The sequence below is a fragment of the Enterobacter cloacae complex sp. BZL2005 genome (assembly GCF_049238885.1).
Lineage (GTDB): Bacteria > Pseudomonadota > Gammaproteobacteria > Enterobacterales > Enterobacteriaceae > Enterobacter > Enterobacter roggenkampii.
On the sequence record NZ_JBMKGI010000014.1, the window covers coordinates 26916 to 51478 of the forward strand.

Consider the following 24563-nt stretch of genomic DNA (forward strand, 5'->3'; position numbering starts at 1 on the left):
GAATTTATCATGAAAATTGTAAGGGAGGCGCTGGCCGGAACGCAGGAGTCCAGCGACCTGATGGTGAAAATTGCTCCCGCTCACGGCGAGCTGGAGATCGTCATCCACAGCGAAGTGATTAAGCAGTTTGGCGAACAAATTCGCCAGGTGGTCAACGACACATTGCGCGCCATGAACGTGCACCAGGGATTAATCATTATTGAAGACAAAGGGGCGCTGGACTGTGTGATCCGCGCCCGTCTGCAAAGCGCGCTGATACGTGCCGCCGATGAACAGGCCATCAACTGGGGGGCGCTGAAATGAGCAAACTCCGCCGCAGTATGCTGTTCCTGCCGGGCGCTAACGCCGCCATGCTCTCCACCGCCTTTATATACCGTCCCGACTCTATCATGTTTGACCTTGAGGACGCCGTTGCCCTGCGCGAGAAGGATACGGCGCGCATGCTGGTGTTCCACGCGTTGCAGCACCCGATGTATCAGGATATCGAAACCGTGGTGCGCATTAACCCGCTGAGCACGCCGTTTGGTCTGCTGGATCTGGAAGCCGCCGTGCGGGCCGGCGTGGACGTGATCCGTCTGCCGAAAACCGATACCCCAGACGACATTTACGAGCTGGAGGGCCACCTCGAGCGCATCGAGCAGGCGTGCGGCCGCGAGGTCGGCTCCACCCGCGTGATGGCGGCGATTGAATCGGCCATTGGCGTCATCAACGCCGTGGCGATTGCCCGCAGCTCTCCGCGCCTCATCGGCATTGCGCTGGCCGCCTTTGACTACGTGATGGATATGCAGACCGAGCGCGGCGACGGCACCGAGCTGTTCTACGCCCGCTGTGCCGTGCTGCACGCCGCCCGCGCGGCGGGTATCGACGCCTTCGACGTGGTGTGGTCAGACGTTAACGACGAGGCCGGGTTCCTGCGCGAGGTCGATCTGATCCGCAAGATGGGCTTCAACGGCAAATCGCTGATTAACCCGCGCCAGATTGACCTGCTGCACAACGCCTACGCCCCGACGCAGGAAGAGGTGGATCACGCCAGAAGGGTGATTGAGGCGGCAGAAGAGGGCGAGCGTAACGGCCTGGGCGTGGTGTCGCTCAACGGCAAAATGGTGGATGCACCGATTATTAACCACGCGCAGGTGGTGCTGGAGCGCGCGGCGGCCTCCGGCGTGCGTCGGTAAGGATAAGACAATGAATCAGACTGAACTTCTTCACGTGAATTTTCCCCATCTGCGGGACTTAAAACCGTTTGATACCGCCCACAGCGCCACGCCGTGGCTGGCGGACAGCGATGCGAAGCACAGCCGCAAGCTGTGTGCCTCCATTGAAGAGGCGGTTAAACGCTGCGGCCTGCAGGACGGGATGACCATCTCCTTCCACCATGCGTTTCGCGAAGGCGACCGGGTGATTAACACCGTCGTGGCGCTGCTGGCGCGGATGGGCTTCAAAAACCTGACGCTGGCCTCCAGCTCGCTGATGACCTGCAACGACGCGCTGATCGAGCATATCGAAAGCGGCGTCATCACCCGGATTTACACCTCCGGCATGCGCGGCAGGCTGGCAGACGCCATCTCCCACGGGCTGATGGACGAGCCGGTGCAAATTCACTCCCACGGCGGGCGCGTGAAGCTGCTCCAGGACGGTGAGCTGAATATCGACGTGGCGTTTCTCGGCGTGCCGTGCAGCGATGAGTTTGGCAACGCCAACGGGACGCACGGAAAATCGTGCTGCGGCTCGCTGGGCTACGCCATGGTGGACGCCCACTTTGCCCGCAAGGTAGTGCTGCTGACCGAAGAGCTGGTGCCGTTCCCCAATATGCCCGCCAGCCTGGTGCAGGACCAGGTGGACTACATCGTGCAGGTGGAGAGCGTGGGCGACCCGGCGAAAATCAGCGTCGGCGCGGCGCGCGTCACCAGCAACCCGCGCGAGCTGATGATTGCCCGCTATGCGGCGGATGTGATCGAGCATTCCGGCTACTTCAAACCGGGCTTCTCGATGCAGACCGGCTCCGGCGCGGCGGCCACCGCCTGCACCCGCTTTATGGAAGAGAAGATGGAGCGCAGCGGCGTGAAGGCGCGCTTTGCGCTCGGCGGCATCACCGGCAGCCTGGTGGATCTGCACGAGAAGGGGCTCATCGAAAAGCTGCTCGATACCCAGTGCTTTGACGGTCAGGCGGCGGCCTCGCTGGCGCGTAACCCGAACCACGTGGAGATCTCCACCAACGTCTACGCCAACCCCGGCAGCAAGGCGGCAAGCTGCGACCAGCTCGACGTGGTGATCCTCAGCGCCCTGGAGATCGACGTCGAGTTCAACGTCAACGTCATCACCGGATCCGACGGCGTGATGCGCGGCGCGTCCGGCGGGCACTGCGACGTGGCCGCCGCGGCGAACCTGACCATTGTGGTCGCGCCGCTGCTACGCAGCCGCATTCCGACGGTGGTGAAGCGGGTTACCACGCGCCTTACGCCGGGGGAGAGCATCGATGTCCTGGTTACCGATCACGGCATCGCGGTCAACCCGGCGCGCCCCGAAATCCGCGAGCGGCTGCTGGAAGCCGGGCTGAAGGTTGTGGATATCAACGCGCTGTATGAACGGGCGATCTCCCTGACCGGCGTCCCGAAACCGATTGAGTTCACCGACAAAATCGTCGGGGTGATCCGCTACCGCGACGGCAGCGTGATCGACACCGTGCGACAGGTGAAGGAGGACGTATGACTTTAGCGACACCCGTGCGGGCGGGTGTCAGCCTTGACGAACTGCTGGCGGCGAAAGAGCGCCGCGCAGCGCGCCAGGCTGACATGCTTGAGCACTATCAACAACCGGTGATCTCCCTCACGCTGGTCACGCCGGGGGAAATCAAGGACAGCCTGCGCTACCGCAATACCATGGGCGTGGCGCTGCAGATGTGCGACCAGCTGCTGTGGGAAAACCGCTGGCAGGTGCTGGACCGCCAGGTGCTGTGGCTCCCGACCGGGCCCGAAGCCCTGTGGTGCGTGTCCCATCCGGCGGTGGAAATCAAAGCGCACTGTGCGGATCTGGAGCAGACGCACCCGCTCGGCAGGCTGTGGGATCTGGACGTGATTTGCCCTCAGCACGGCCACGTCGGGCGTCAGTCGCTGGGGGCGAATCTCAGGCGCTGCCTGATCTGCGACGCGCCCGCCCACGCCTGTTCCCGTTCGCGCAACCACCCCGTTGAGCAGGTGGTTTCCCGCGTGGAGAAGACGATCGATGACTGGTTTGCTCGCGACTAAACCGCGCCCGGCTGACGTGCCCGCGCTTGCCGAAGCGGCGCTGTGGCAGGAGGTGGAGCTGACGCCCAAGCCGGGGTTGGTGGACAAGCTTAACAACGGTTCCCATCGCGATATGGACCACGCGCTGTTCGTTCGCAGCATTATGGCGATTACGCCGTGGCTTTCGCGCTTTGCCGAGCTGGGCAGCGCGCATGCGGATAAACCGGCTGGGGAACAGCTACGCCTTCTCCGCCCGATGGGGCTGGCCTGCGAGCAGGCGATGTATGCCGCGACGAACGGAGTGAACACCCACAAGGGCGGGATTTTTGCCCTGGGTTTACTGTGCTTCGCCGCCGGGCGTGTGAAAAATGTCTCCGCAGAGAGCCTCTGCTGTGAGGTGAGTAACATATGCCGCGGGCTGGTGTCGCGGGAGCTGGCCGCACGCAGCGGACAGGCGACGGCGGGCGAGCGGCAGTTTAAGCAGTACGGCTTAACCGGCGCGCGCGGTGAGGCGGAGAGCGGCTTTGCGACGGTGCGTAAGGCTTTGGATTCGTGGAACGGACAGTCGCTTCACGGCCTGCTGTTGCGCCTGATGGCGGTCAATCAGGACAGTAATCTCGTGTCGCGCGGCGGCATGGAAGGGCTGCGCTACGTTCAGGGCTACGCGCGGGAACTGCTGGATAACGGCTGGGACCGCGAGGCGTTGATCAGAATGGATAACGCACTGATTGAACGGAACCTGAGCCCGGGCGGCAGCGCGGATTTATTGTCGGTGGGGGGGATGCTTTCTGCAATAAAATAGCCGGGTGGCGGCTTCGCCTTACCCGGCCTACGGTCTGGTTTTGTAGGCCCGGTAAGCGCAGCGCCACCGGGCACAACAATCAATGCGCGATCGGCTGCGCACCGTGCGGCTCACGCACGTGCTTGTACTTGAACAGTGCGATGAACGCGAAGAACAGCACCAGCGAGTACGCCGCGAAGATCAGCCACACCGGCTGCCAGTTGGTGATGCCGTTGGTGGTGTACATCTCAACCACTTTACCGCTCACCACGCCGCCCAGAATACAGCCGAAGCCGTTGGTCATCATCAGGAACATACCCTGCGCGCTGGCGCGGATTTCAGGTTTAACCTCTTTTTCCACAAACACCGAGCCGGAGATGTTGAAGAAGTCGAAGGCGCAGCCGTAAACAATCATCGACAGCACCAGCAGCACGGTGCCGAACGGGCTTGGGTCGCCGTAGGCGAACAGACCGAAGCGCAGCATCCACGCCGCGATACTGATCAGCATGACGTTCTTGATGCCGTAGCGGCTCAGGAAGAACGGGATGGTCAGGATGAACAGCGTCTCAGAGATCTGAGAGATGGACATCATCACCGACGCATGCTCAACGATAAAGCTGCCGGAGAACAGCGGGTTGTTATCGAAGCTGTGCAGGAAGGTGTTGCCGAACATGTTGGTGATCTGCAGCTCCGCGCCCAGCAGCATGGAGAAGATGAAAAAGATCGCCATGCGTTTGTTTTTGAACAGCGCGAAGGCATCCAGGCCGAGCATGGTGCTCCAGCTCTGGTTTTTCTGCTGGTTAGACACCGGAATGGTTGGCAGCGTCAGGGTGAAGATCGCCAGCAATACGGAGAGCGCCGCACCGATATAGAGCTGCATATGGCTCAGTTCGAAGCCCGCGAAGCTCACGCCCCACATCGCCATGATAAAGCCGATGGTGCCCCAGATACGGATTGGCGGGAAATCGGTCACGATATCCATATCCGCGGACTTCAGGCGGTAGTAGGAGATGGTGTTGATCAGCCCAAGCGTTGGCATATAGGCCAGCGAGTTAAGCAGGATCACCATGAACATCGCCCCCGGCGTGGTCACCTGGGCTGCCATAAACAGCGTCCCCGCGCCCACCAGGTGGCAAAGCATGTACAGCCATTTGGCGCTTAACCATTTATCCGCCACGATCCCCAGCAGCGTTGGCATGAAGACAGCCGCAATACCGAGCGAGCTGTAGACGGCACCGATTGACGCACCATCGAACTTGAGCGTCACAAACATATAGGAGCCGAGTGTAGTCAGCCAGCTACCCCACAGGCAGAACTGCAGAAACGACAATATTTTAAGCTGCAGCTTAAGGTTCATGTTACTTTCCTCACAAGTGAGCGGGAGATATGTTGTTATAGAAACATTCAGGGTTGTTATTTGATGCAATTCTATCAGTTGGCAACGATATGTTTTGTTACCTCCCGCAAAAAAATGCAATCCACATTAATTTGCAGTTTGGATTGTGATGCAAATAACATTTTCGTATGGGTGGGGGGAAGCAGAACACCTTCTCCTTGCAGGAGAAGGTGTGCGGATCACCGGCGACGGTAATTCTTCTGCGCCGTATTCACCTTATACAGATAACGACGGGATTCCGCGGACGGGTGGCGGGTGGTCAGGGTGGCGTAGACATCCCCCGGCGCCATGCTGTTGATGATGTTTGCGGCCTGCACTTTGTCATTTGAGAAGACGCGCAGCACGCTGCCCGCGCCGCCGTTATAGGCGGTGATCACCGCATAGCGACGCGACGTCGGGTTGTCGATGCCGCCGAGGTAGACATTGTTCAGCATCGCCAGATAGGCCGTGCCGGTATCAATGTTGCTCTGCGGGTCGAACAGATAGCTGCGGCTCGGCGTGCCGGATTTCCCCTGCGCGCGGAACACGTCTTTACCGGCGCTGTGCTGCACCACCTGCATCAGCCCCAGGGCGTCGGAACGGCTCACTGCGTACGGGTTAAACGAGGATTCGGTCTGCATAATCGCCAGGATCAGCGACTCATCCACGCCGTACTTACGCGAGGCCTGACGCACCATGCCCAGATACTTATGCGCACGCTTGTCGAGGTGGTTCGGGACGAGGTTGATGGTGACGCTGTAGATAATCTTCAGACCGTTCGAGCGGCTTTTCAGGCGCGTCTGCAGCAGGTAGTCGGCAAATTTCGTGGCGCGACCTTCCCAGCGGATCGGCTGGCCGGTCTGATCGACGACCTGACCGTACAGGAACGGCTCTTTCGAGATGGTGATATCGTCGGCATCGGAGTAGAGATCGATTGAGCCCGGATCGTCACCCATCAGCAGGGTTTTGATAATGGCCTGACGGAGTCGAGCCGCAGGGTCTGTGCCTGCGATGGTCTCAATCGTGATCGTCCCCTCATCAAAGTTGATGTGGCTACGGGTCAGATAGGCGTCGGTGTACTTAACGTAGTCCTTAGGTCCGGCAATAAGAACTTCGTTAAATCCCCATATGTTCTCGATGTTGTGGGCAAACTGCCCCATCAAAATGTCAAAACCGTTGGTGTCCTTGATCCAGGCTTCGTTGTAATCATCGCCTTTTTTTGACGAACACGAGACAAGCAACGGCGCAACAAGGGCTAGCGCTAAAAGTTTTTTCATCATTCCGGGAGTGCGTGTGGTGTTTGCTTAGTCGTTGCTTTCGCCGGGTGGCGCTGCGCTTACCCGGCCTACAAAACCGTAGGCCCGTGCAAGCGAAGCGCCGCCGGGCAACAGCCGCTCGATGTTATTTTTCCGGTGGCGTATAGCCTTCGATGTGCACGTCTTTACCTTCGAACAGGAAGCTCACCATCTCCTGCTCCAGCAGCTTGCGGTGTTCCGGGTTCATCATGCTGAGTTTCTTCTCGTTAATCAGCATGGTCTGCTTTTTCTGCCACTGTCCCCAGGCTTCTTTGGAGATTTCATTGTAGATGCGTTTACCCAGCTCTCCCGGATAAAGCTGGAAATCCTGGCCCTCAGCGTCACGCTGCAGGAAAGTACAAAAAATCGTTCTGGCCATACTCATTCCTCTTTTTCTTGTCGATGCTAAACCATTGCACCGGCACGTAATTGCTGTAACAGGCGCTCCACGGGAGCCGCCAGTCCGACTGATGGCGGTTGCGCTAAGTTATACCAGAGAGCGGTGCCTTCATCCATGCACGAGGCGAAGGAGGACACGGGAAGCCACATCGGCACAATATCCAGATGGAAATGGCTGAAGGTGTGGCGAAACGCGGTCAGCTGCGTCAGGTTATCGGCAGCAATCCCGCGCTGTTTAAGCCATTCACGCAGCAAGTCTTCATCTTCAAACTGTGGGAAGCAGTATAGACCACCCCACAGACCGCTCGGCGGACGCTGGGCGAGGAAGACCTCATCGCCGTGCTGCATCAGCAGCATATAGCCGGTGCGCTCCGGCAGCGTCTGTTTGGGTTTCTTGCCCGGATACTGCGCCCAGGAATGGTTGGCATACGCCACGCAGAGGTTATTCACCGGGCAGAGTTCGCATTTGGGTTTTGAGCGCGTGCAGACCATGGCGCCGAGATCCATCATCGCCTGGTTGAAACGCTCGACGCCGTTGGCTGGGGTAACCGCTTCACTGATTTCCCAAAGGCGTTTTTCAACATCCTTCTTCCCCGGCCAGCCGTCAACGGCATAGCAGCGTGCCAGCACGCGCTTGACGTTGCCGTCGAGGATCGGGAAATGCTTGCCTAAAGACAGGGAGAGAATAGCGCCTGCGGTCGAACGCCCGACGCCGGGTAAGTCCGCCACCTCGTCGAAAGTTTCCGGGAATTTACCGTTGTGGCGCGTCGCAACCTGCTGAGCGGCCTTGTGCAGGTTGCGCGCGCGGGCGTAATAGCCCAGCCCGGTCCACAGGTGCAGCACCTCGTCAAGCGGGGCGTTCGCCAGATCGGTGACCGTCGGGAAGCGCGCCATAAAACGCTCGAAGTAAGGGATTACTGTGGCGACCTGCGTTTGTTGCAACATCACCTCGGAGAGCCATACTTTGTACGGCGTTTTTTCAATTTGCCAGGGCAGGGTTTTACGCCCGTATTTGTCGTACCAGTCCAGCACCTGGGCTGAAAATTGAGAGGCTTGCATGGTCATCGATTCGCATAATCAGGGACGCAGATTGCAGCACAGCGTCAATCTGCTGTAAACCGGATCTTTCCCATGCTTGCATAGAAGCCTTAACTTTGGATAATGCCCGTTTCCCGAACATTCTCACAAGCAGACAACTCTTTTATGAAAAACGACGTCATTTCACCGGAATTTGATGAAAACGGTCGCCCGCTGCGCCGTATTCGCAGCTTTGTCCGTCGTCAGGGCCGCCTGACAAAAGGTCAGCAACACGCGCTGGACAACTACTGGCCGGTGATGGGCGTTGAGTTCAGCGAGCAGCCTCTGGATTTCAGCGAGCTGTTTGGCCGCGACGCGCCGGTCACGCTGGAAATTGGCTTCGGTATGGGCGCCTCGCTGGTGACCATGGCGAAAGCGCGCCCGGAGCAGAACTTCCTCGGTATCGAAGTCCACTCCCCGGGCGTCGGTGCGTGTCTGGCAACGGCCCATGAAGAGGGCGTTGAGAACCTGCGCGTGATGTGTCACGACGCGGTGGAAGTGCTGCACAAAATGATTCCTGACAATTCTTTAACCATGGTTCAGCTCTTTTTCCCTGACCCGTGGCATAAAGCGCGTCATAATAAACGCCGTATCGTTCAGGCGCCGTTTGCCGAGCTGGTTAAAAGCAAGCTGAAGCTGGGCGGTGTCTTCCATATGGCGACCGACTGGGAACCGTATGCGGAACATATGCTGGAAGTGATGTCGTCGCTCGACGGTTATAAAAACCAGTCTGCGAATAACGACTATGTACCGCGTCCGGAATCGCGTCCGGTAACGAAATTTGAACAGCGTGGCCATCGTCTTGGTCACGGTGTATGGGACTTAATGTTCGAGAGGGTGAAATAATGGCAAAGAATCGTAGCCGTCGTCTGCGTAAAAAGATGCACATCGAAGAATTCCAGGAAGTGGGCTTCTCCGTTGCGTGGCGTTTCCCGGAAGGCACCAGCGTTGAGCAGATCGATCAGGACGTGGATGCGTTCATCAACGAGGTGATCGAGCCAAACAAACTGGCCTTCGACGGTAGCGGCTATCTGGCCTGGGAAGGTCTGATCTGCACCCAGGAAGTGGGTAAATGCACCGAAGAACATCAGGCTCTGGTCCGTAAATGGCTTGAAGATCACAAGCTCGAAGATGTCCGCGTCAGCGAACTTTTCGACGTTTGGTGGGACTAATAAAGCAGTCAAGGGCCAGCATTAGCTGGCCCATTTTGTCTGAGGGAGTGTTTAAGATGCGCAAAACGTTGCTGGCTGTTGCTTTGATGGCAACCGGATTCACCGCCCATGCGGATTATCAATGTAGCGTCACCCCGCGTGATGACGTGGTGTTAAGCCCGCAAACCGTGCAGGTCAAAGGCGAGAACGGCAATCTGGTAATTACGCCAGAAGGGAACGTCACCTATAACGGCAAACAGTACAACCTGACTGCCGCACAGCGCGAGCAGGCGAAAGACTACCAGTCCGAATTGCGTACCGCGCTACCGTGGATTAATGAAGGTGCCCTGACGCGCGTCGAAAAGAGCCGCGTGGCGCTGGATAAGATCATCACCAAAGAGGTGGGTGAGAGCAGTAACATGCGCACCCGCCTGACGAAGCTGGACAAGCAGCTTAAAGAACAGATGAACCGCATTATCGAGACGCGCTCCGACGGCCTGACGTTCCACTACAAGGCGATCGATCAGGTTCGTGCTGACGGGCAGCAGCTGGTGAACCAGGCGATGGGCGGCATCCTGCAGGACAGCATCAACGAGATGGGTGCCAAAGCGGTGCTGAAAGGCGGCGGTAATCCGCTGCAGGGCGTGCTGGGCAGTCTGGGCGGCCTGCAAACTTCCATTCAGAACGAGTGGAAAAACCAGGAAGATGATTTCCAGCAGTTCGGCAAAGACGTGTGTAAGCGCGTGGTGTCGCTGGAAGATAGCCGGAAGGCGCTGGTGGGGACGCTGAAGTAAGGTCCCCTAACCCTCTCCCTTTTAGGGTGTACGGTTCGGGGACATGGTAGACAGGTGTTCGGGGACATGGTGAACACTTTTTAACATCCTTTACCCATGGTGATCGACTGTTTCTTCAGGTCGATCATCTCCACACTCTGCCAGCCTTTCCCTCAGCCGGCAGAACGGGATGCAAAATCCTGAATCAGCCTTCAGCTTCTTCGGCGAGGAACAGCTCAAGAAGGGAATTGAGGAACAGTTTGCCGTGCTCGGTGATCTGCCAGTATTCCGCACATTCCGTGAGATACCCCTGCGCCAGCGCTTCGTCGATCTGCGGGCGAATCACCGACTCTGGCAGCCCGGTGTACAGCGCAAACTCAGCGCGCGGCGCGGCTTCCAGCAGACGGAAGCGGTTCATAAAGAACTCAAACGGCTTATCCGCCGCCTCGACGTCGTGCTGACGCTCCAGGTAGCGGCCTTCCATATACCCGCGCGGGTGGCGGGTTTTGGCAGTACGCAGAATACGCCCGTCCGGGAAGGTCACCTTGCCGTGCGCGCCGCAGCCAATGCCCAGATAGTCGCCAAAGCGCCAGTAGTTCAGGTTGTGCTGACACTGATAGCCCGGCTTCGCATAGGCCGACGTTTCGTACTGCTGATAGCCCGCAGCGGTTAACAGCTGGTGACCCTGCTCGAAGATATCCCACAGCGCGTCGTCATCCGGCAGCACCGGCGGACGCGAGCCAAACAGGGTGTTGGGCTCGATGGTGAGCTGATACCACGACAGATGAGGGGGATTCAGCGCAATGGCCTGGCGCAAATCGTCCAGCGCCTCTTCCAGAGACTGATCCGGCAGGCCGTGCATCAGATCCAGGTTAAAGCTGCGAAGATTAAGGCCGGTCGCCAGGTTTGCCGCGCGCTTCGCCTCTTCCGGGCCGTGAATACGCCCCAGGCGCTTCAGCTTCGGCTCGCTAAAGCTCTGCACGCCGATGGAGATGCGGTTCACGCCCGCGCGCTGATAGTCGACAAAACGGTCGGCTTCAACGGTGCCGGGGTTGGCTTCCATCGTAATTTCAGCATCCGCTGCCAGGTTCAGGCGCGCGCGCACGCCGTCCAGCAGCGTTTGCATCGCCGGGCCTGACAGCAGGCTCGGCGTACCGCCACCAATGAAAATGGTCTTAACTTCACGTCCCTGTGCGTAAGGTACATCGGCATCCAGGTCGGCCAGCAGATGCGCAACGTAGTCATCGTGCGGCACTTCGCCCTTCAGCGCGTGCGAGTTGAAATCGCAGTACGGGCATTTTTGCACGCACCACGGGATGTGAATATACAGACTCAGAGGTGGCAAATTAGCCATTACGCAGTGCTTCCAGTAACAGTTTCAGCGCGCGTCCGCGGTGGGATATCGCACTTTTTTCTTCGCGGGTCAGTTCCGCAGCGGTTTTGCCCTCGGAAGGGACAAAGAAAATCGGGTCATAGCCAAAGCCGCCTTTGCCAGCTGCTTCACGGGTAATCACGCCCGGCCAGCTGCCGTGGCAGACGATCGGCGTCGGGTCTTCCGCGTGACGCAGATAGACCAGCACGCAGTGGAACTGCGCGGTGCGCTGCTCGTCCGGGACGTCTTTCAGGGCGACAAGCAGCTTTTCCAGATTCTGCTGGTCGGTAGCGTCAACGCCGGAATAGCGGGCAGAGTAGATCCCCGGCGCGCCGCCGAGGGCGTCTACGGCCAGGCCGGAGTCGTCGGCAATCGCGGGGAGGCCAGTTACCTGCGCAGCGTGGCGCGCTTTAATGATCGCGTTTTCGATAAACGTCAGCCCCGTCTCTTCGGCGGAATCCACGCCAAGATCGGTCTGGGCGACCACGTCCAGACCAAAATCATTTAATAGCGAGGCCAGCTCGCGCACTTTACCGGCGTTGCCGGTCGCGAGAACAACTTTCTGCATGGTTTAGTCCTGTTCTGTCAGAGCCGCGACTTCCGTCGGGATAGATTGCGGATTAAGGATTTTTACCTGTTTATGTCGCCCCAGTTCGCCTTTTTCAATGATGACCTGGCTTTTGGCGACGCGAAACTGTTTTGCCAGATATTTGGTCAGATGCGCGTTCGCCTGGCCGTCAACCGGCGGGGCAGTGATGGCGACTTTTAACTCGTCGCCATGCAGTCCAACAATACCGTCACGGCTGGCTTTCGGCTGAATATACAGCCGTAAAACCAGCCCGTCAGCGCAGGTGCTTACGGCACTCATAGCGCCATCCACAGCCCCGGCAGCAGCATATCGCCCGTGGACTGCAGCAGTTCAGCGACCCCCATGTTGATCACATAGAGCAGCAGAACCAGGATCATCGGCGAAAAATCGATGCCGCCCATAGACGGAAGCAGGTTACGGATCGGGCGCAGCAGCGGCTCGGTCAGCTGAATCAAGGCGTACTCCACCGGGCTACGGCCCTGGCTCACCCAGCTCATGATCGCCATGACCAGCAGCACCCAGAAGATCAGCAGACCGATGGTTTTGATCAAAATCAGGACGGCGACAATCCAGATAATCGGCTGGAAGGTGAAGACCATAAACAGCACAATCGCTTTGATAACGCTCAGAATAAACGCCACCAGCAGAGACGAACTGTCGATGGGCCCCATGGCCGGGATAATACGGCGCAGCGGTCCGACAACAGGCTGCGTGATTTTCACGACAAACTGCGAGAACGGATTGTAAAAATCACAGCGGGCCCACTGCATCCAGACGCGCAGCAAAAGCGCCATCGTGTACAGCTCAATGACCGTTGAGAGCAGGAAAGTCAACGTCTTCATGGCGTTCCTCAGGTTTCCTTATTATTTTGAGTAGTCGCGCGCACCGAAAATTGCCGTGCCGATGCGCACCATCGTGCTGCCTGCCGCAATGGCGGCTTCCATATCATCCGACATGCCCAGAGAAAGCGTGTCTACCGTGTTATAGCGCGCTTTAAGCGCCTCAAATGCTACAGCCATTTGCTGTGCCACGGCAAACTGCCTTTCATAACTTGACTCAGGCGCCGGGATTGCCATCAAACCACGCAGGCTTAAGCGCGGCAGTTCGGCCACCTCGGCTGCCAGCGCATCCAGCTCGCTCAGCGCAATACCGGACTTGCTGTTTTCATCGCTGATGTTGATTTGAATCAGCACGTTAAGCGCTGGCATCTCTGCCGGACGCTGGTCGTTCAGGCGTGTCGCAATGCGCAGACGGTCAACGGTATGGCACCAGTCGAAGTGCTCCGCCACCAGACGGCTTTTGTTCGACTGCAGTGGGCCGATAAAGTGCCACTGCAGATCCGTCTTCCCCTGTTCCTGGAAGTAGCGAATTTTATCCACGCCTTCCTGGACGTAGTTTTCACCAAACGCCCGCTGGCCTGCGTCAATGGCTTCTGCGATGGCGCTCGCAGGCTTGGTTTTGCTGACTGCAAGTAGCGTAATTTCTTCTGAAGCCCGGCCGCAACGCGTTGCGGCGGCTGAGATTTTGTCCCGGACCTGTGCCAGGTTATGCGCAATGTCGTTCATTTTCCGAGGAGTAGTCTATGGATGTGGAAGAAATTGTGGCCCTTAGTGTAAAGCATAACGTCTCCGATCTACACCTGTGCAGTGATTCGCCACCTCGCTGGCGCAGAACGGGCCGCCTTGAACCGGCACCGTTTCCCTCTCCGGACCTCGGGGCGTTGTTAAAAGCGTGGCTCAACGATGAGCAGCAGGGGATATGGTGGGCCAACGGGCAGGTGGATTTTGCCGCGACGGTGGCGGGAGGCCAGCGCCTGCGCGGCAGTGCCTTTAAGCAGATGCGCGGAGTCTCTGTGACGCTGCGGCTGTTGCCGCGTACCTGTCCGCAGCTCGCTTCGCTGGGCGCGCCGAGGGCAATCCCGGAACTGTTAACCAATGCGTCCGGGTTGATTCTGGTGACGGGGGCGACCGGCAGCGGCAAATCCACGACGCTGGCGGCGATGGTCGATTTTCTCAACCACCATACTGACGGCCATATTCTCACGCTCGAAGATCCGGTGGAGTTTATCTATCAGAGCGAGCGTTGCCTGATCCAGCAGCGGGAGATCGGCCAGCATAGCCCGTCATTTGCCGACGCGCTGCGCAGTGCCTTACGCCAGGATCCGGACGTGATTTTGCTGGGAGAGCTGCGCGACAGCGAAACGATCCGCCTGGCGTTAACGGCAGCGGAGACCGGGCATCTGGTGCTGGCGACGCTGCATACGCGCGGGGCATCGCAGGCGATTGAGCGGCTGGTCGATACGTTCCCGGCGCAGGAGAAAGATCCGGTGCGTAACCAGCTGGCCGGCAGCCTGCGGGCGGTGCTGGCGCAGAAGCTGGTGCCTGACTTACAGGACGGGCGCGTCGCGCTGTATGAGCTGCTGGTGAATACCGCGGCGGCGGCGAATCTCATTCGCGAGGGAAAAACGTGGCAGCTGCCCGGTATCATTCAAACCGGTCAGCAGGCAGGCATGCAGAACTTTGACCAGAGCCAGGCGGAGAGACGGGTGCAGGGGCGGCTCTAGGCCCCTGTGCTTAAAAGCCCTGCTCGAAATAGCTTTCGAGGATGATGACGGCAGAAGCGGAGTCCACGCTGCCTTTGTTCAGCGCCCGGAAGCCACCGTGCTCAAACAGACCCGCACGCGCTTCGACGGTGCTGAGACGCTCGTCGTGCAGCTTCACGGAGACGCCAAAGCGGCCATGGATTTTATTGGCGAACTTACGCGCCCGGGCAGTCAGCGGCTGTTCGGTACCGTCCATGTTGAGCGGTAATCCGACAATCACGTCATCCGGCTGCCACTCTTTGAGCAGACGCTCAATGAGGTTCCAGTCCGGCGTACCGTCGTTGGCCTTCAGGGCGGTAAGCGGACGCGCGGTACCGGTGATGCGCTGCCCCACGGCGACGCCAATGCTTTTAGTGCCAAAATCGAAGGCCAGAAGCGTTCCGCTCATCAGGCGTGCCCCGCTACGCCAGGCATGGTCAGGATATCAATGCCAATCAACTTCGCCGCGTCGCGCCAGCGATCGGCAATCGGCGTTTTAAACAGGATATTCATGTCCGCAGGGGCGGTGAGCCAGGCGTTATCGAGGATCTCCTGCTCAAGCTGGCCTTTCTCCCACGACGAATAGCCCAGCGCCACCAGCACTTCAGAAGGCTGCTCTGCGGTGCCCAGCGTTTCGAGCACGTCACGTGAGGTGGTGATGACGGTGTTATCCGAAATTCGAATACTGGAAGAGAACACCGGCGGCGTATGCAGGATAAAGCCGCGATCTTCTGCAAGAGGTCCACCCAGCATCACGGGCTTATCAAGCCGGATCTCCGGCAGTCGCGCTTCAGCCGGGATTTTCAGCTTGTCCAGAATCCCTTCAACCTGAAGATTTTCCAGCGGTTTATTAATGATAATACCCATCGCGCCGTCTTCATTGTATTCACAAATATAAACCACGGCGCGGCGAAAAATCGGGTCCTGGAGAGCAGGCATGGCAATAAGAAAGTGATGCTGTAAATTCATTGTCAGAGGTACTGTTTCCTGGTTTAAAAAGCGACAGCGACCAGTATGCGGAGAAACCCGGGCGCTGTCACTCATTGGTGGGTTATTTCTGCAGGCGTTTTTCGATGGCGTCCATCAGCATTCCGGTGATCGAGACCGGGAATTCCGCTTCAATTTCACGAATGCAGGTCGGGCTGGTGACGTTCACTTCGGTCAGACGATCGCCGATGATATCCAGTCCGACGAAGATCAGGCCTTTGGCTTTCAGCGTCGGGCCGACGCGGCGGGCAATTTCCCAGTCGCTTTCGGTCAACGGGCGCGGCTCACCGCGACCGCCGGCCGCCAGGTTACCACGGGTTTCGCCACCCTGCGGGATACGCGCCAGGCAGTAAGGGACCGGTTCGCCATCCACCACCAGCACGCGTTTGTCGCCGTCCTTGATCGCCGGAATATAGTTCTGGGCCATGCAGTAACGGGTGCCCAGTTCGGTCAGGGTTTCGACAATCACGCCAATGTTCGGGTCGCCTTCTTTCACGCGGAAAATCGACGCGCCGCCCATCCCGTCCAGCGGCTTCATGATGATGTCGCCGTGCTTCTGCCAGAATGCCTTCAACTGCGCTTTGCTGCGGGTCACCAGGGTTTCCGGGGTCAGGTCAGAGAACCAGGCGGTATAGAGCTTCTCGTTACAGTCGCGCAGGCTCTGCGGCTTGTTGACGATCAGCGTGCCTTTCTCTTCTGCACGTTCAAGGATATAGGTGCAGTAGATATACTCGGTGTCGAACGGCGGATCTTTACGCATCAGAATGACGTTGAGATCGGCCAGGGCAATGTCCTGCTCTGTGCCAAATTCATACCATTTGTCGTAGTTCTGCTCGACGTTAACGATGCGGGTGCGCGCGCGGGCTTCACCGTTGATCAGGTAAAGATCGTTCATCTCCATATAGTGGAGTTCATAGCCGCGACGCTGCGCTTCCAGCAGCATGGCGAAGCTGGAATCTTTCTTGATGTTGATGTTTGCGATGGGGTCCATCACGATGCCGAGCTTGATCATCTTTCTCTCCAATAATGCGTCAACCCAGATCGCCAAACCGTACCTGTAGCGCGGTAATGGCCGTGAGTGCCGTTGTCTCAGTGCGCAGAACGCGAGGTCCCAACAGAATATCAGTAAACTGGTAACGTGCCGTCATCGCAATTTCGTCCGCCGACAGGCCGCCTTCGGGGCCAATCAGCAGGCGAACGCGCTCAACGGGCAGCGGCAGCGTATTGATGCTGGCGCTGGCGCGCGGATGAAGATTGAGCTTCAGCCCACTGTCCTCTTCTGCACACCACTCCTCCAGATCCATCGCCGGGCGGATCTCCGGAATACGGTTGCGGCCACTCTGTTCGCAAGCCGCGATGGCAATTTTCTGCCACTGCTGGATCTTTTTGTTCAGACGTTCCGCATCCAGTTTAACGCCACAGCGCTCAGAAAAAAGTGGCGTAATGAGGCTTACACCCAGTTCAATGGATTTCTGAATCGTAAACTCCATTTTCTCGCCGCGCGACATCACCTGGCCCAGATGGATATGCAGCGGTGATTCCCGGTCATCCACTTCACCACGCAGGACGTTCACGTGTACGCTTTTTTTATCCGCCCGCGTGATTTCCGCGTCGAAAACCTGGTTAGAGCCGTCGAACAATTGTATTGCCTGGCCGGCGCCCATGCGCAGCACGCGGCCAACGTGGTTAGCGGCGTCATCAGACAGGGCGATTTCGCGGCCTGCGGTAATCAGTTCAGGATGGTAAATGCGGGGAATGCGCATAGTCAGAAATTCCATGTGTCATGCGATATAAGCGAATTGCCGTAGTGTAGGTTAGCTCTTTTGCGCCTGGCAAGCCCGCTGGACGTAAGGGTTGTGATTCCCCTGGACTCTGGCGATACGCTCGTCGCGCTGGCATTCCCACTCCGTCACCGGGTACTGCTTGTCCCAGGCGTTGAACAACTGGGTCTGCTGGCGGGAGAGGTTGAGATCGTAACGGTCACGCATATAGAAATAGGTGCGGGCAATGCTGCCGCGCGCGCGGGCAGGGGGCTCGGCGACTTTCTCTTTAAAATCAATCTTCATACCGCACTGGCCGTACTGACCTTCGCCACCGTTCCACTGGCTGTACATGAAGTTGCCGCGATCGCCGTTCACTTCGCCCACCGCGGGCTGCAGGTTATGCATGTCGCTTTCCATCTGGCGGTATACCGGATCTTTGGCGCAGTTTTTACGTCCGCCATCCTGCCAGCACTGGCGCTGGTGGCCAAACTGCCATGCCGGAACGACATGTTCCCATTCAATACGGCTGGCGCGGTTTTCGTTTTTACGCACCTTGTAGCCGCAGGACTCAAGGTCAACGACCCCTTTTTTACCCTGCCAGTTAATTTTACAGCCGCAGTAGAAATCGCCCGGTACGTCAGCGTTGACCTTTACACCGGCCGCTTTGGCCTGAGAGAAACTGTTGATACCGTCGGCCAGGGCGTGGCCTGAGAGCGCCGTCGTCAGAAAGGCGACCGCGAGAGAAAAATTACGGGACATCTTACACTCCGTGTCAAAACGAGCCCGCAACGTAACGAATGTTTTTCCTGTATGCAATCAGTCAGATCAGGAAAGTTCCTGAACGTTCAGACAATTATTCCGCCACCAGCGGCTCGCAGCATTTCACGCAGCGGTAGGTTGCCTCGCCGCGCACCACGCGATTATGGCGGCGGACGGTAAGCTGATGTTGCTGACACTGGCAGCGGTAGGGGAAGGTATTGCGGCGCACCGATTCCAGCTCGAACTGATGGGTTCTGCGCGCCGGAACGCCGAGCACCGCTTCCATCATCCACTTCCACTCCTTGCCGTGGGGGGCGACGCGTCCGAAGTGTTTCCACACCAGCAGGTGCGCCAGCTCGTGCGGCACCACTTCATCAATAAACGCCTGCTGGTTTTCCATCATCAGAACCGGGTTCAGGCGGATCTCATAGGATTCCAGCCAGGCGGTACCGGCCGAGGTGCCACGCTGCTGGTAGACGAGTTTGGGTTCAGGGTAATTGCGACCAAGCTTCAGGTTCGCCTGCGCGAGTTTTTCCCGCAGGCTGCGCATAACGGCTTGCTGAATGGCGATGGGGAGACGGGGAGCTTTCATAGGGGCAGAGCATAAAGCGGGAAGCGGGGAGGCGCAAGAGGCGCCTCCCGTAAGAGGATCAGTCGTGGGCGCCGATTTCGCGCAGCGGGCGACCTTTCATCAGGTTACGTTCAATATGTTCCAGAGACACGTGTTTGGTTTCTGGAACCAGCCAGATAGTCAGCACAATGAAGAAGATGTTCAGACCGGCGTAGACCCAGAAGGTATTGGCATTACCCAGAGTGTTGAGCATGGTCAGGAACGTTGCGCCGACGATCATGTTGGCAATCCAGTTCGTTGCGGTAGAGCAGGTGATACCAAAATCACGCCCTTTCAGCGGCTGGATCTCAGAGCACAGCACCCAGATCAGCGGCCCGGCGCTCATCGCAAACCCGACGATAAACATCAGCAGCATGCCTACCGCAAAGTACTGGGCGGTTGGGGAGTGAATGCCCACATGCATCATGGTACCGAGGACGCCCATACCGGCCGCCATCACCAGGAAGCCCAGCGTCAGGGTTGGCTTACGTCCCCAGCGGTCCACCAGACCGATGGCGATAAAGGTCGCCAGCACGTTGGTCAGACCCACGATGACGGTCCCCCACATCTGCTCGGTGGTGTTGGTATAACCCGCCAGCTCAAAGATTTTGGGCGCGTAGTACATGATGACGTTCATCCCCGTGAACTGCTGCATCACCTGCAGCAGTACGCCGAGGAAAACGGCGCGACGGAAGTTGCTGTTCTCTTTAAACAGCGCCCAGCCGGACTGTTTGACCTTCAGGCTTTCGCGGATCTCTTCCAGCTCGTTTTTCGCTTCCGCGCTGGTATCGCGCAGGCGCATCAGCACGCGTTCGGCATCGTGGAAGCGACGTTTTGCAGCAAACCAGCGCGGGCTGTCCGGCAGGAAGAAGACGCCAATCAGCAGCAGAACCGCAGGGATGATGATCACGCCGAGCATCCAGCGCCATGCGCCGCTGTAGCTAAACGCGGTATCGGAAAGGTATGCACCGAGAATACCGATGGTGATCATGAGCTGGTACATCGAAATCATACTGCCGCGGATTTTCTCCGGCGCGATTTCAGACAGGTAGAGCGGGGCGGTATAGGACGCCACGCCCACGGCCAGACCGAGCAGCACGCGGGAAACCAGCAGGACCTCAACGTTAGGTGCAGCAGCGGAGAAGAGTGAGCCGGCCACGAAAAGGATCGCGCCAATCATCAGGCTCTTTTTACGTCCGAGTTTGAAGGAGAGCCAGCCGCTGCCGACGGCCCCAACGGCCGCACCGAACATCATGGAGCTGACCACCCATTCCTGGGTGTGAGCGCTAATCTGAAACTCGTCAGTGATGAAAGGTAATGCACCGGCAATCACGCCGATATCCAGGCCAAAAAGTAATCCTGCCAGGGCGGCGAGGAAACAGACGAAGAATGTCATCGCCTTGTTGGACGTACGCCCCTGTTTTTTATTGTCAGGCATTATGCCCTCCAGTTGGGTTATCAGTTTTATTGATGGTAAGGGTAGGTGAGCGACCCGTAAAAATATGTGAGATTAATCACATAGGTGTAATCGGTTACACTCGTGTGCAACCGTAAATAAAATTAAAGCTTTGAAAATATAGAGGTAAATGAAGTGAGGCGCATCGCGAAAGGAGATATTTCAGACTTAACTGAAAGGGAATGTAACAGCAGAAGAATGGCGATCATGCAAAGAGAATAGTCTGAAAGCGGAGAGCTGCCGGTGCGGTGTAATCGGTTCCAAATAGTGCGCCTTTCAGCCGGGTGGCGGCTGCGCTTTACCCGGCCTACAAATGCCCAAAACTCGTAGGCCCGTGCAAGCGAAGCGCCGCCGGGCAAGGATGATCGCACAAATGCAAAAGGCCAGCCCGAAGGCTGGCCTTTTAAAAGCGATGTCAGTCGATTACTTCAGACCGGCAGCTTCACGCAGCAGGGCGGCTTTGTCGGTTTTTTCCCATGGGAAATGTTCACGACCAAAGTGACCGTATGCAGCGGTTTCTTTGTAGATTGGGTGCAGCAGATCCAGCATCTGAATCAGGCCGTATGGACGCAGGTCGAAGAACTCGCGCACCAGCAGGGTCAGCTGTTCTGAAGGCACTTTCTCGGTACCAAAGGTTTCCACCATGATGGAGGTGGGCTCAGCCACGCCGATAGCATAGGAAACCTGAATCTCACAGCGGTCAGCCAGGCCGGCAGCCACGATGTTTTTCGCCACATAACGTGCCGCGTACGCTGCAGAACGGTCCACTTTTGATGGATCTTTACCGGAGAATGCACCGCCACCGTGACGCGCCATGCCGCCGTAGGTATCAACGATGATTTTACGACCGGTCAGGCCGCAGTCACCCATTGGGCCGCCGATAACAAAGCGTCCGGTCGGGTTGATGAAGAATTTGGTGGCGCTGCTCAGCCATTCGGTTGGCAGAACCGGCTTGATGATCTCTTCCATCACCGCTTCCTGCAGGGATTTCTGATCGATATCTTCGGCATGCTGGGTAGACAGAACCACCGCGTCAATACCGACAATTTTACCGTCGTCGTACTGGAAGGTGACCTGGCTCTTCGCATCCGGGCGCAGCCACGGCAGGGTGCCGTTCTTACGCACTTCAGCCTGACGCTGCACCAGACGGTGTGCGTAGGTGACCGGTGCTGGCATCAGCACGTCGGTTTCGTTGGTTGCATAGCCGAACATCAGGCCCTGGTCGCCCGCGCCCTGTTCCAGCGGATCGGCACGGTCAACGCCCTGGTTGATGTCTGGAGACTGTTTGCCAATTGCGCTCAGTACCGCGCAGGAGTTGGCATCAAAGCCCATATCAGAATGCACATAACCGATCTCACGCACCGTGTTACGGGTGATCTCTTCGATATCAACCCATGCGCTGGTGGTGATCTCACCGCCAACCAGAACCATGCCGGTTTTGACATAGGTTTCACACGCGACGCGTGCTTTTGGATCCTGCGCGAGGATCGCATCCAGCACCGCATCGGAGATTTGGTCAGCAATTTTATCAGGATGTCCTTCTGATACGGACTCGGACGTAAACAGGTGTTTTGCCATGTTTTATTTCACCTAAGAGGAATTTGGTTAGCTCAAGCTGCTGTGTGGAATAGCCAAAGGAGATAATTCTACCAAGGCCTGCAGGTTTTTGACACTGGCAGTATGAGTGTTAATCAGTATAGATGGATTAACATCTGGATGGCTATTTTAGGTCACTTCTTCACCCGATTTCCAGTTTTTTTTGACTCATCTCTCACTCAGTTGAAATTGCTGCTGGCAAAAATTCCTGACGGTGCTGGCAACACGCGCATTTTTGTTTTGCTTTTTAGCCCCCTTCTCGGTATAAAACGCGGCGCGCGGCTCATATAAAATAAGCGCTCGATGAACTCATCGTGTCGCCACTTCCAGCCGGGTAAAGCAGTGAACTTTTAGCTTTGGCTTGGGGTCCGTTTCAGCAGAGGCGGCCGTGGAGGTGATACGAGATAATGAACCATCGTTTTCCGCTAATTCAGCGCAGCCGTTCTGGCGCGCATTTGATTCCCGCAACCCGCATTTCTAGTCTGCAAACCTGCCGATGTTATACCCATCTCGGCGCTTCTCAGGATTCCAGGGCCGGTCACGCTTTGTGAAAACTGAACAAGGGCGCTCTTGTTAATACAAGAGTTTTCTCGTGGTTTCGCCGAACCTTGTCATACAGAGTTCGGATACGTGTTTTACAATGATATGAATAAGAAACCGGTCGCACGGTCTGGATTTCAGCATACTCTGCTGGGAAACGGAGCCGTTTATGGGTTGTTATCGCCGTATAACGCTGCGATAGTAGTCAACTGTTTTACACTTAATACAAAGAGTTGAGGTTCGCTATGTCTGACGACATGTCTTCTTTTTCGCCTTCGTCAGCGGGCGAACAGGGTGTACTACGTTCTATGCAGGAGGTTGCGATGAGCTCCGAGGAAGCCAGCAAGATGCTGCGCACTTACAATATTGCCTGGTGGGGCAATAACTACTACGACGTCAACGAACTGGGCCACATCAGCGTCTGCCCGGATCCCGACGTCCCTGAAGCGCGCGTGGATCTCGCCAAACTGGTGAAAGCCCGTGAGGCTCAGGGCCAGCGTTTGCCTGCACTGTTCTGCTTCCCGCAGATCCTGCAACATCGCCTGCGTTCGATTAACGCCGCGTTCAAACGCGCGCGTGAATCCTACGGCTATAAAGGCGACTACTTCCTGGTTTACCCGATCAAGGTAAACCAGCACCGCCGCGTGATTGAATCGCTGATCCACTCCGGCGAGCCGCTGGGGCTGGAGGCAGGTTCAAAAGCCGAACTGATGGCCGTGCTGGCGCATGCGGGGATGACCCGTTCAGTGATCGTCTGTAACGGCTATAAAGACCGCGAATACATTCGTCTGGCGCTGATTGGCGAGAAGATGGGCCACAAGGTCTATCTGGTTATCGAGAAGATGACTGAAATCGCCATCGTGCTGGAAGAGGCCGAGCGTCTGAACGTGGTGCCGCGCCTTGGCGTGCGTGCGCGTCTGGCGTCACAGGGTTCCGGAAAATGGCAGTCCTCCGGCGGTGAAAAATCCAAGTTCGGCCTGGCGGCCAACCAGGTGCTGCAGCTGGTAGAAATTCTGCGCGAGCGTGGTCGTCTGGACAGCATTCAGCTGCTGCACTTCCACCTCGGCTCGCAGATGGCCAACATTCGCGATATCGCCACCGGCGTGCGAGAGTCGGCGCGTTTCTACGTTGAGCTGCACAAGCTTGGCGTGAATATTCAGTGCTTCGACGTGGGCGGCGGCCTGGGCGTGGACTATGAAGGGACCCGCTCACAATCTGATTGTTCCGTGAACTATGGCCTGAACGAATACGCGAACAACATCATCTGGGCGATCGGCGACGCCTGTGAAGAGAACGGCCTGCCGCACCCGACGGTGATTACCGAATCCGGTCGCGCGGTGACCGCGCACCATACGGTGCTGGTCTCTAACATTATCGGCGTTGAGCGCAGCGAAACCACCGAAGCGACGCCGCCGGCAGACGATGCCCCGCGTTCCCTGCAAAGCATGTGGGAAACCTGGCAGGAGATGCACGAGCCGGGCACGCGTCGTTCCCTGCGCGAATGGCTGCACGACAGCCAGATGGATCTGCACGACATTCACGTCGGCTACTCTTCAGGCACCTTCAGCCTGCAGGAGCGCGCGTGGGCAGAGCAGCTCTATTTGAATATGTGCCATGAAGTGCAGAAGCAGCTCGACCCGAGCAACCGCGCCCACCGTCCGATAATCGACGAGCTGCAGGAGCGTATGGCGGATAAGATTTACGTCAACTTCTCGCTGTTCCAGTCGATGCCGGATGCCTGGGGTATCGATCAGCTGTTCCCGGTTCTGCCGCTGGAAGGATTGAATCATGCCCCGGAACGTCGCGCGGTGCTGCTGGACATCACCTGCGACTCTGACGGCGCCATCGACCACTACGTGGACGGCGACGGTATCGCCACGACGATGCCAATGCCAGAATACGACCCGGAGAACCCGCCAATGCTGGGCTTCTTTATGGTCGGCGCGTATCAGGAGATCCTCGGCAACATGCACAACCTGTTCGGCGATACCGAGGCGGTTGACGTGTTTGTCTTCCCTGACGGCAGCGTGGAAGTTGAGCTGTCTGACGAAGGGGATACCGTGGCGGACATGCTGGAATACGTTCAGCTGGATCCGAAAACCCTGCTCACGCAGTTCCGCGACCAGGTGAAAAACACCGGGCTGGACGATGCGCTGCAGCAGCAGTTCCTGGAAGAGTTTGAAGCGGGTCTGTACGGATATACGTATCTGGAAGACGAATAACGTTCGAAAGGGG

30 protein-coding genes are annotated in these 24563 nt (G+C 57.6%); 13 read left to right on the top strand and 17 right to left on the bottom strand.

Features of this window, described 5'->3' with window-relative positions; genetic code table 11:
- Positions 1–9: 9 nt before the first annotated feature.
- From citD to citG, 5 genes are read left to right on the top strand one after another with little or no spacing between them, the layout of a single operon-like run.
- Positions 10–303 (top strand): citrate lyase acyl carrier protein, encoded by a 294-nt coding sequence (gene citD, locus ACOTXI_RS19390; protein ID WP_058653982.1) that lies wholly within the window; start codon positions 10–12, stop codon positions 301–303.
- Positions 300–1175 carry a citrate (pro-3S)-lyase subunit beta gene (gene citE, locus ACOTXI_RS19395; protein ID WP_023326048.1) on the top strand — a complete coding sequence of 292 codons (876 nt, stop codon included), beginning with the start codon at positions 300–302 and terminating at the stop codon, positions 1173–1175. The genes citD and citE overlap by 4 nt, the downstream gene beginning before the upstream one ends.
- A 10-nt stretch (positions 1176–1185) precedes the next feature.
- Positions 1186–2709 (top strand): citrate lyase subunit alpha, encoded by a 1524-nt coding sequence (gene citF, locus ACOTXI_RS19400; protein ID WP_045371292.1) that lies wholly within the window; start codon positions 1186–1188, stop codon positions 2707–2709.
- Entirely contained in the window at positions 2706–3245 is a 540-nt protein-coding gene (gene citX / locus ACOTXI_RS19405) for a citrate lyase holo-[acyl-carrier protein] synthase (protein ID WP_045371290.1), read from the top strand. The genes citF and citX overlap by 4 nt, the downstream gene beginning before the upstream one ends.
- The gene (gene citG / locus ACOTXI_RS19410; RefSeq protein WP_058653981.1) at positions 3223–4026 is read left to right on the top strand and encodes a triphosphoribosyl-dephospho-CoA synthase CitG; all 804 of its coding nucleotides are present in this window, start codon (positions 3223–3225) and stop codon (positions 4024–4026) included. Before citX ends, citG begins: the two co-directional genes overlap by 23 nt.
- A 79-nt stretch (positions 4027–4105) precedes the next feature.
- On the opposite strand, the gene ACOTXI_RS19415 is transcribed toward citG, so the two are convergent.
- The 4 genes from ACOTXI_RS19415 to mutY all read right to left on the bottom strand — a co-directional run bounded on the left by ACOTXI_RS19415 (position 4106) and on the right by mutY (position 8133).
- Positions 4106–5362 carry a nucleoside permease gene (locus tag ACOTXI_RS19415; RefSeq protein ID WP_008499767.1) on the bottom strand — a complete coding sequence of 419 codons (1257 nt, stop codon included), beginning with the start codon at positions 5360–5362 and terminating at the stop codon, positions 4106–4108.
- Between the two features lie 218 nt (positions 5363–5580).
- The gene (gene mltC, locus ACOTXI_RS19420; protein WP_021242082.1) at positions 5581–6657 is read right to left on the bottom strand and encodes a membrane-bound lytic murein transglycosylase MltC; all 1077 of its coding nucleotides are present in this window, start codon (positions 6655–6657) and stop codon (positions 5581–5583) included.
- A gap of 124 nt (positions 6658–6781) precedes the next feature.
- Complete coding sequence (locus ACOTXI_RS19425) at positions 6782–7054, bottom strand: oxidative damage protection protein (RefSeq protein ID WP_008499765.1); 273 nt, start codon at positions 7052–7054, stop codon at positions 6782–6784.
- 26 nt (positions 7055–7080) lie between these two features.
- Positions 7081–8133, bottom strand: coding sequence for an A/G-specific adenine glycosylase (mutY, locus tag ACOTXI_RS19430; RefSeq protein ID WP_170226944.1), 1053 nt, complete (start codon positions 8131–8133; stop codon positions 7081–7083).
- Positions 8134–8277: 144 nt separating this feature from the next.
- Here mutY and trmB point away from each other — a divergent pair, with 144 nt between their 5' ends.
- The 3 genes from trmB to ACOTXI_RS19445 are packed head-to-tail and all read left to right on the top strand — an operon-like array spanning position 8278 to position 10096.
- The gene (trmB, locus tag ACOTXI_RS19435) at positions 8278–8997 is read left to right on the top strand and encodes a tRNA (guanosine(46)-N7)-methyltransferase TrmB (RefSeq protein ID WP_023294526.1); all 720 of its coding nucleotides are present in this window, start codon (positions 8278–8280) and stop codon (positions 8995–8997) included.
- Positions 8997–9323, top strand: coding sequence for a YggL family protein (locus tag ACOTXI_RS19440; RefSeq protein ID WP_003862421.1), 327 nt, complete (start codon positions 8997–8999; stop codon positions 9321–9323). Before trmB ends, ACOTXI_RS19440 begins: the two co-directional genes overlap by 1 nt.
- Before the next feature lie 56 nt (positions 9324–9379).
- Positions 9380–10096 carry a DUF2884 domain-containing protein gene (locus ACOTXI_RS19445; protein ID WP_008499762.1) on the top strand — a complete coding sequence of 239 codons (717 nt, stop codon included), beginning with the start codon at positions 9380–9382 and terminating at the stop codon, positions 10094–10096.
- A 184-nt stretch (positions 10097–10280) separates the two neighbouring features.
- On the opposite strand, the gene hemW is transcribed toward ACOTXI_RS19445, so the two are convergent.
- Genes hemW through ACOTXI_RS19470 form a run of 5 tightly spaced genes read right to left on the bottom strand, consistent with a single transcriptional unit; the run spans position 10281 to position 13601 of the window.
- On the bottom strand, positions 10281–11429 hold the full coding sequence (gene hemW / locus ACOTXI_RS19450; protein WP_045416357.1) for a radical SAM family heme chaperone HemW: 1149 nt from the start codon (positions 11427–11429) through the stop codon (positions 10281–10283).
- The gene (locus ACOTXI_RS19455) at positions 11422–12015 is read right to left on the bottom strand and encodes an XTP/dITP diphosphatase (RefSeq protein ID WP_032653325.1); all 594 of its coding nucleotides are present in this window, start codon (positions 12013–12015) and stop codon (positions 11422–11424) included. The genes hemW and ACOTXI_RS19455 overlap by 8 nt, the downstream gene beginning before the upstream one ends.
- 3 nt (positions 12016–12018) lie before the next feature.
- Complete coding sequence (yggU, locus tag ACOTXI_RS19460) at positions 12019–12315, bottom strand: DUF167 family protein YggU (RefSeq protein WP_008499758.1); 297 nt, start codon at positions 12313–12315, stop codon at positions 12019–12021.
- Positions 12312–12878 (bottom strand): YggT family protein, encoded by a 567-nt coding sequence (locus tag ACOTXI_RS19465; RefSeq protein WP_008499757.1) that lies wholly within the window; start codon positions 12876–12878, stop codon positions 12312–12314. Before ACOTXI_RS19465 ends, yggU begins: the two co-directional genes overlap by 4 nt.
- A gap of 21 nt (positions 12879–12899) precedes the next feature.
- Positions 12900–13601 carry a YggS family pyridoxal phosphate-dependent enzyme gene (locus ACOTXI_RS19470; protein ID WP_008499756.1) on the bottom strand — a complete coding sequence of 234 codons (702 nt, stop codon included), beginning with the start codon at positions 13599–13601 and terminating at the stop codon, positions 12900–12902.
- A 17-nt stretch (positions 13602–13618) separates the two neighbouring features.
- Between ACOTXI_RS19470 and ACOTXI_RS19475 the strand changes: the two genes are divergently transcribed.
- Positions 13619–14599 (top strand): type IV pilus twitching motility protein PilT, encoded by a 981-nt coding sequence (locus tag ACOTXI_RS19475; protein ID WP_421633959.1) that lies wholly within the window; start codon positions 13619–13621, stop codon positions 14597–14599.
- Between the two features lie 10 nt (positions 14600–14609).
- Here ACOTXI_RS19475 and ruvX read toward each other — a convergent pair whose 3' ends face one another.
- From ruvX to metK, 8 genes are all read right to left on the bottom strand, one after another.
- Positions 14610–15026, bottom strand: coding sequence for a Holliday junction resolvase RuvX (gene ruvX / locus ACOTXI_RS19480; RefSeq protein WP_021242076.1), 417 nt, complete (start codon positions 15024–15026; stop codon positions 14610–14612).
- Positions 15026–15586, bottom strand: a complete 561-nt coding sequence (locus ACOTXI_RS19485) for a YqgE/AlgH family protein (protein ID WP_008499752.1) — start codon at positions 15584–15586, stop codon at positions 15026–15028. Before ACOTXI_RS19485 ends, ruvX begins: the two co-directional genes overlap by 1 nt.
- An 82-nt stretch (positions 15587–15668) precedes the next feature.
- On the bottom strand, positions 15669–16616 hold the full coding sequence (gene gshB / locus ACOTXI_RS19490; protein WP_058653979.1) for a glutathione synthase: 948 nt from the start codon (positions 16614–16616) through the stop codon (positions 15669–15671).
- Positions 16617–16635: 19 nt separating this feature from the next.
- Complete coding sequence (gene rsmE, locus ACOTXI_RS19495; protein WP_021242075.1) at positions 16636–17367, bottom strand: 16S rRNA (uracil(1498)-N(3))-methyltransferase; 732 nt, start codon at positions 17365–17367, stop codon at positions 16636–16638.
- 51 nt (positions 17368–17418) lie between these two features.
- The gene (endA, locus tag ACOTXI_RS19500) at positions 17419–18126 is read right to left on the bottom strand and encodes a deoxyribonuclease I (protein WP_021242074.1); all 708 of its coding nucleotides are present in this window, start codon (positions 18124–18126) and stop codon (positions 17419–17421) included.
- Between the two features lie 94 nt (positions 18127–18220).
- On the bottom strand, positions 18221–18718 hold the full coding sequence (locus ACOTXI_RS19505) for a SprT family zinc-dependent metalloprotease (protein WP_058653978.1): 498 nt from the start codon (positions 18716–18718) through the stop codon (positions 18221–18223).
- A 58-nt stretch (positions 18719–18776) separates the two neighbouring features.
- On the bottom strand, positions 18777–20174 hold the full coding sequence (gene galP, locus ACOTXI_RS19510) for a galactose/proton symporter (protein ID WP_008499747.1): 1398 nt from the start codon (positions 20172–20174) through the stop codon (positions 18777–18779).
- A gap of 441 nt (positions 20175–20615) precedes the next feature.
- Positions 20616–21770: a methionine adenosyltransferase gene (gene metK / locus ACOTXI_RS19515; protein ID WP_008499745.1), complete on the bottom strand. Its 1155-nt coding sequence runs from the start codon at positions 21768–21770 to the stop codon at positions 20616–20618.
- A gap of 138 nt (positions 21771–21908) precedes the next feature.
- On the opposite strand from metK, the gene ACOTXI_RS19520 reads away from it, so the two are divergent.
- The 4 genes from ACOTXI_RS19520 (at position 21909) to speA (ending at position 24550) form a co-directional block, all read left to right on the top strand.
- The gene (locus ACOTXI_RS19520) at positions 21909–22079 is read left to right on the top strand and encodes a hypothetical protein (protein ID WP_045335271.1); all 171 of its coding nucleotides are present in this window, start codon (positions 21909–21911) and stop codon (positions 22077–22079) included.
- A 116-nt stretch (positions 22080–22195) separates the two neighbouring features.
- A complete protein-coding gene (locus ACOTXI_RS19525; RefSeq protein WP_418250466.1) occupies positions 22196–22339 on the top strand; it encodes a hypothetical protein in 144 nt (47 codons plus the stop codon).
- 94 nt (positions 22340–22433) lie between these two features.
- Positions 22434–22565 carry an acid stress response protein YqgB gene (gene yqgB, locus ACOTXI_RS19530; RefSeq protein ID WP_127312443.1) on the top strand — a complete coding sequence of 44 codons (132 nt, stop codon included), beginning with the start codon at positions 22434–22436 and terminating at the stop codon, positions 22563–22565.
- Between the two features lie 8 nt (positions 22566–22573).
- Complete coding sequence (gene speA, locus ACOTXI_RS19535) at positions 22574–24550, top strand: biosynthetic arginine decarboxylase (RefSeq protein ID WP_008499744.1); 1977 nt, start codon at positions 22574–22576, stop codon at positions 24548–24550.
- The last annotated feature ends 13 nt before the right edge of the window (positions 24551–24563 follow it).

Bases quoted from the DNA above. Each gene is read 5' to 3' on its own strand.
- citG (WP_058653981.1), top strand. From the start codon at position 3,223: ATGACTGGTTTGCTCGCGACTAAACCGCGCCCGGCTGACGTGCCCGCG.
- citE (WP_023326048.1), top strand. From the start codon at position 300: ATGAGCAAACTCCGCCGCAGTATGCTGTTCCTGCCGGGCGCTAACGCC.
- mutY (WP_170226944.1), bottom strand. From the start codon at position 8,133: ATGCAAGCCTCTCAATTTTCAGCCCAGGTGCTGGACTGGTACGACAAA.
- speA (WP_008499744.1), top strand. From the start codon at position 22,574: ATGTCTGACGACATGTCTTCTTTTTCGCCTTCGTCAGCGGGCGAACAG.
- mltC (WP_021242082.1), bottom strand. From the start codon at position 6,657: ATGAAAAAACTTTTAGCGCTAGCCCTTGTTGCGCCGTTGCTTGTCTCG.
- ACOTXI_RS19465 (WP_008499757.1), bottom strand. From the start codon at position 12,878: ATGAAGACGTTGACTTTCCTGCTCTCAACGGTCATTGAGCTGTACACG.
- ACOTXI_RS19485 (WP_008499752.1), bottom strand. From the start codon at position 15,586: ATGAATTTACAGCATCACTTTCTTATTGCCATGCCTGCTCTCCAGGAC.
- trmB (WP_023294526.1), top strand. From the start codon at position 8,278: ATGAAAAACGACGTCATTTCACCGGAATTTGATGAAAACGGTCGCCCG.
- citX (WP_045371290.1), top strand. From the start codon at position 2,706: ATGACTTTAGCGACACCCGTGCGGGCGGGTGTCAGCCTTGACGAACTG.
- ACOTXI_RS19425 (WP_008499765.1), bottom strand. From the start codon at position 7,054: ATGGCCAGAACGATTTTTTGTACTTTCCTGCAGCGTGACGCTGAGGGC.
- ACOTXI_RS19445 (WP_008499762.1), top strand. From the start codon at position 9,380: ATGCGCAAAACGTTGCTGGCTGTTGCTTTGATGGCAACCGGATTCACC.
- galP (WP_008499747.1), bottom strand. From the start codon at position 20,174: ATGCCTGACAATAAAAAACAGGGGCGTACGTCCAACAAGGCGATGACA.
- hemW (WP_045416357.1), bottom strand. From the start codon at position 11,429: ATGGCTAATTTGCCACCTCTGAGTCTGTATATTCACATCCCGTGGTGC.
- gshB (WP_058653979.1), bottom strand. From the start codon at position 16,616: ATGATCAAGCTCGGCATCGTGATGGACCCCATCGCAAACATCAACATC.
- ACOTXI_RS19505 (WP_058653978.1), bottom strand. From the start codon at position 18,718: ATGAAAGCTCCCCGTCTCCCCATCGCCATTCAGCAAGCCGTTATGCGC.
- ACOTXI_RS19525 (WP_418250466.1), top strand. From the start codon at position 22,196: ATGAACCATCGTTTTCCGCTAATTCAGCGCAGCCGTTCTGGCGCGCAT.
- rsmE (WP_021242075.1), bottom strand. From the start codon at position 17,367: ATGCGCATTCCCCGCATTTACCATCCTGAACTGATTACCGCAGGCCGC.
- endA (WP_021242074.1), bottom strand. From the start codon at position 18,126: ATGTCCCGTAATTTTTCTCTCGCGGTCGCCTTTCTGACGACGGCGCTC.
- ACOTXI_RS19520 (WP_045335271.1), top strand. From the start codon at position 21,909: ATGGCTATTTTAGGTCACTTCTTCACCCGATTTCCAGTTTTTTTTGAC.
- ruvX (WP_021242076.1), bottom strand. From the start codon at position 15,026: ATGAGCGGAACGCTTCTGGCCTTCGATTTTGGCACTAAAAGCATTGGC.
- yqgB (WP_127312443.1), top strand. From the start codon at position 22,434: ATGAATAAGAAACCGGTCGCACGGTCTGGATTTCAGCATACTCTGCTG.
- metK (WP_008499745.1), bottom strand. From the start codon at position 21,770: ATGGCAAAACACCTGTTTACGTCCGAGTCCGTATCAGAAGGACATCCT.
- ACOTXI_RS19475 (WP_421633959.1), top strand. From the start codon at position 13,619: ATGGATGTGGAAGAAATTGTGGCCCTTAGTGTAAAGCATAACGTCTCC.
- ACOTXI_RS19470 (WP_008499756.1), bottom strand. From the start codon at position 13,601: ATGAACGACATTGCGCATAACCTGGCACAGGTCCGGGACAAAATCTCA.
- yggU (WP_008499758.1), bottom strand. From the start codon at position 12,315: ATGAGTGCCGTAAGCACCTGCGCTGACGGGCTGGTTTTACGGCTGTAT.
- ACOTXI_RS19440 (WP_003862421.1), top strand. From the start codon at position 8,997: ATGGCAAAGAATCGTAGCCGTCGTCTGCGTAAAAAGATGCACATCGAA.
- citD (WP_058653982.1), top strand. From the start codon at position 10: ATGAAAATTGTAAGGGAGGCGCTGGCCGGAACGCAGGAGTCCAGCGAC.
- ACOTXI_RS19415 (WP_008499767.1), bottom strand. From the start codon at position 5,362: ATGAACCTTAAGCTGCAGCTTAAAATATTGTCGTTTCTGCAGTTCTGC.
- ACOTXI_RS19455 (WP_032653325.1), bottom strand. From the start codon at position 12,015: ATGCAGAAAGTTGTTCTCGCGACCGGCAACGCCGGTAAAGTGCGCGAG.
- citF (WP_045371292.1), top strand. From the start codon at position 1,186: ATGAATCAGACTGAACTTCTTCACGTGAATTTTCCCCATCTGCGGGAC.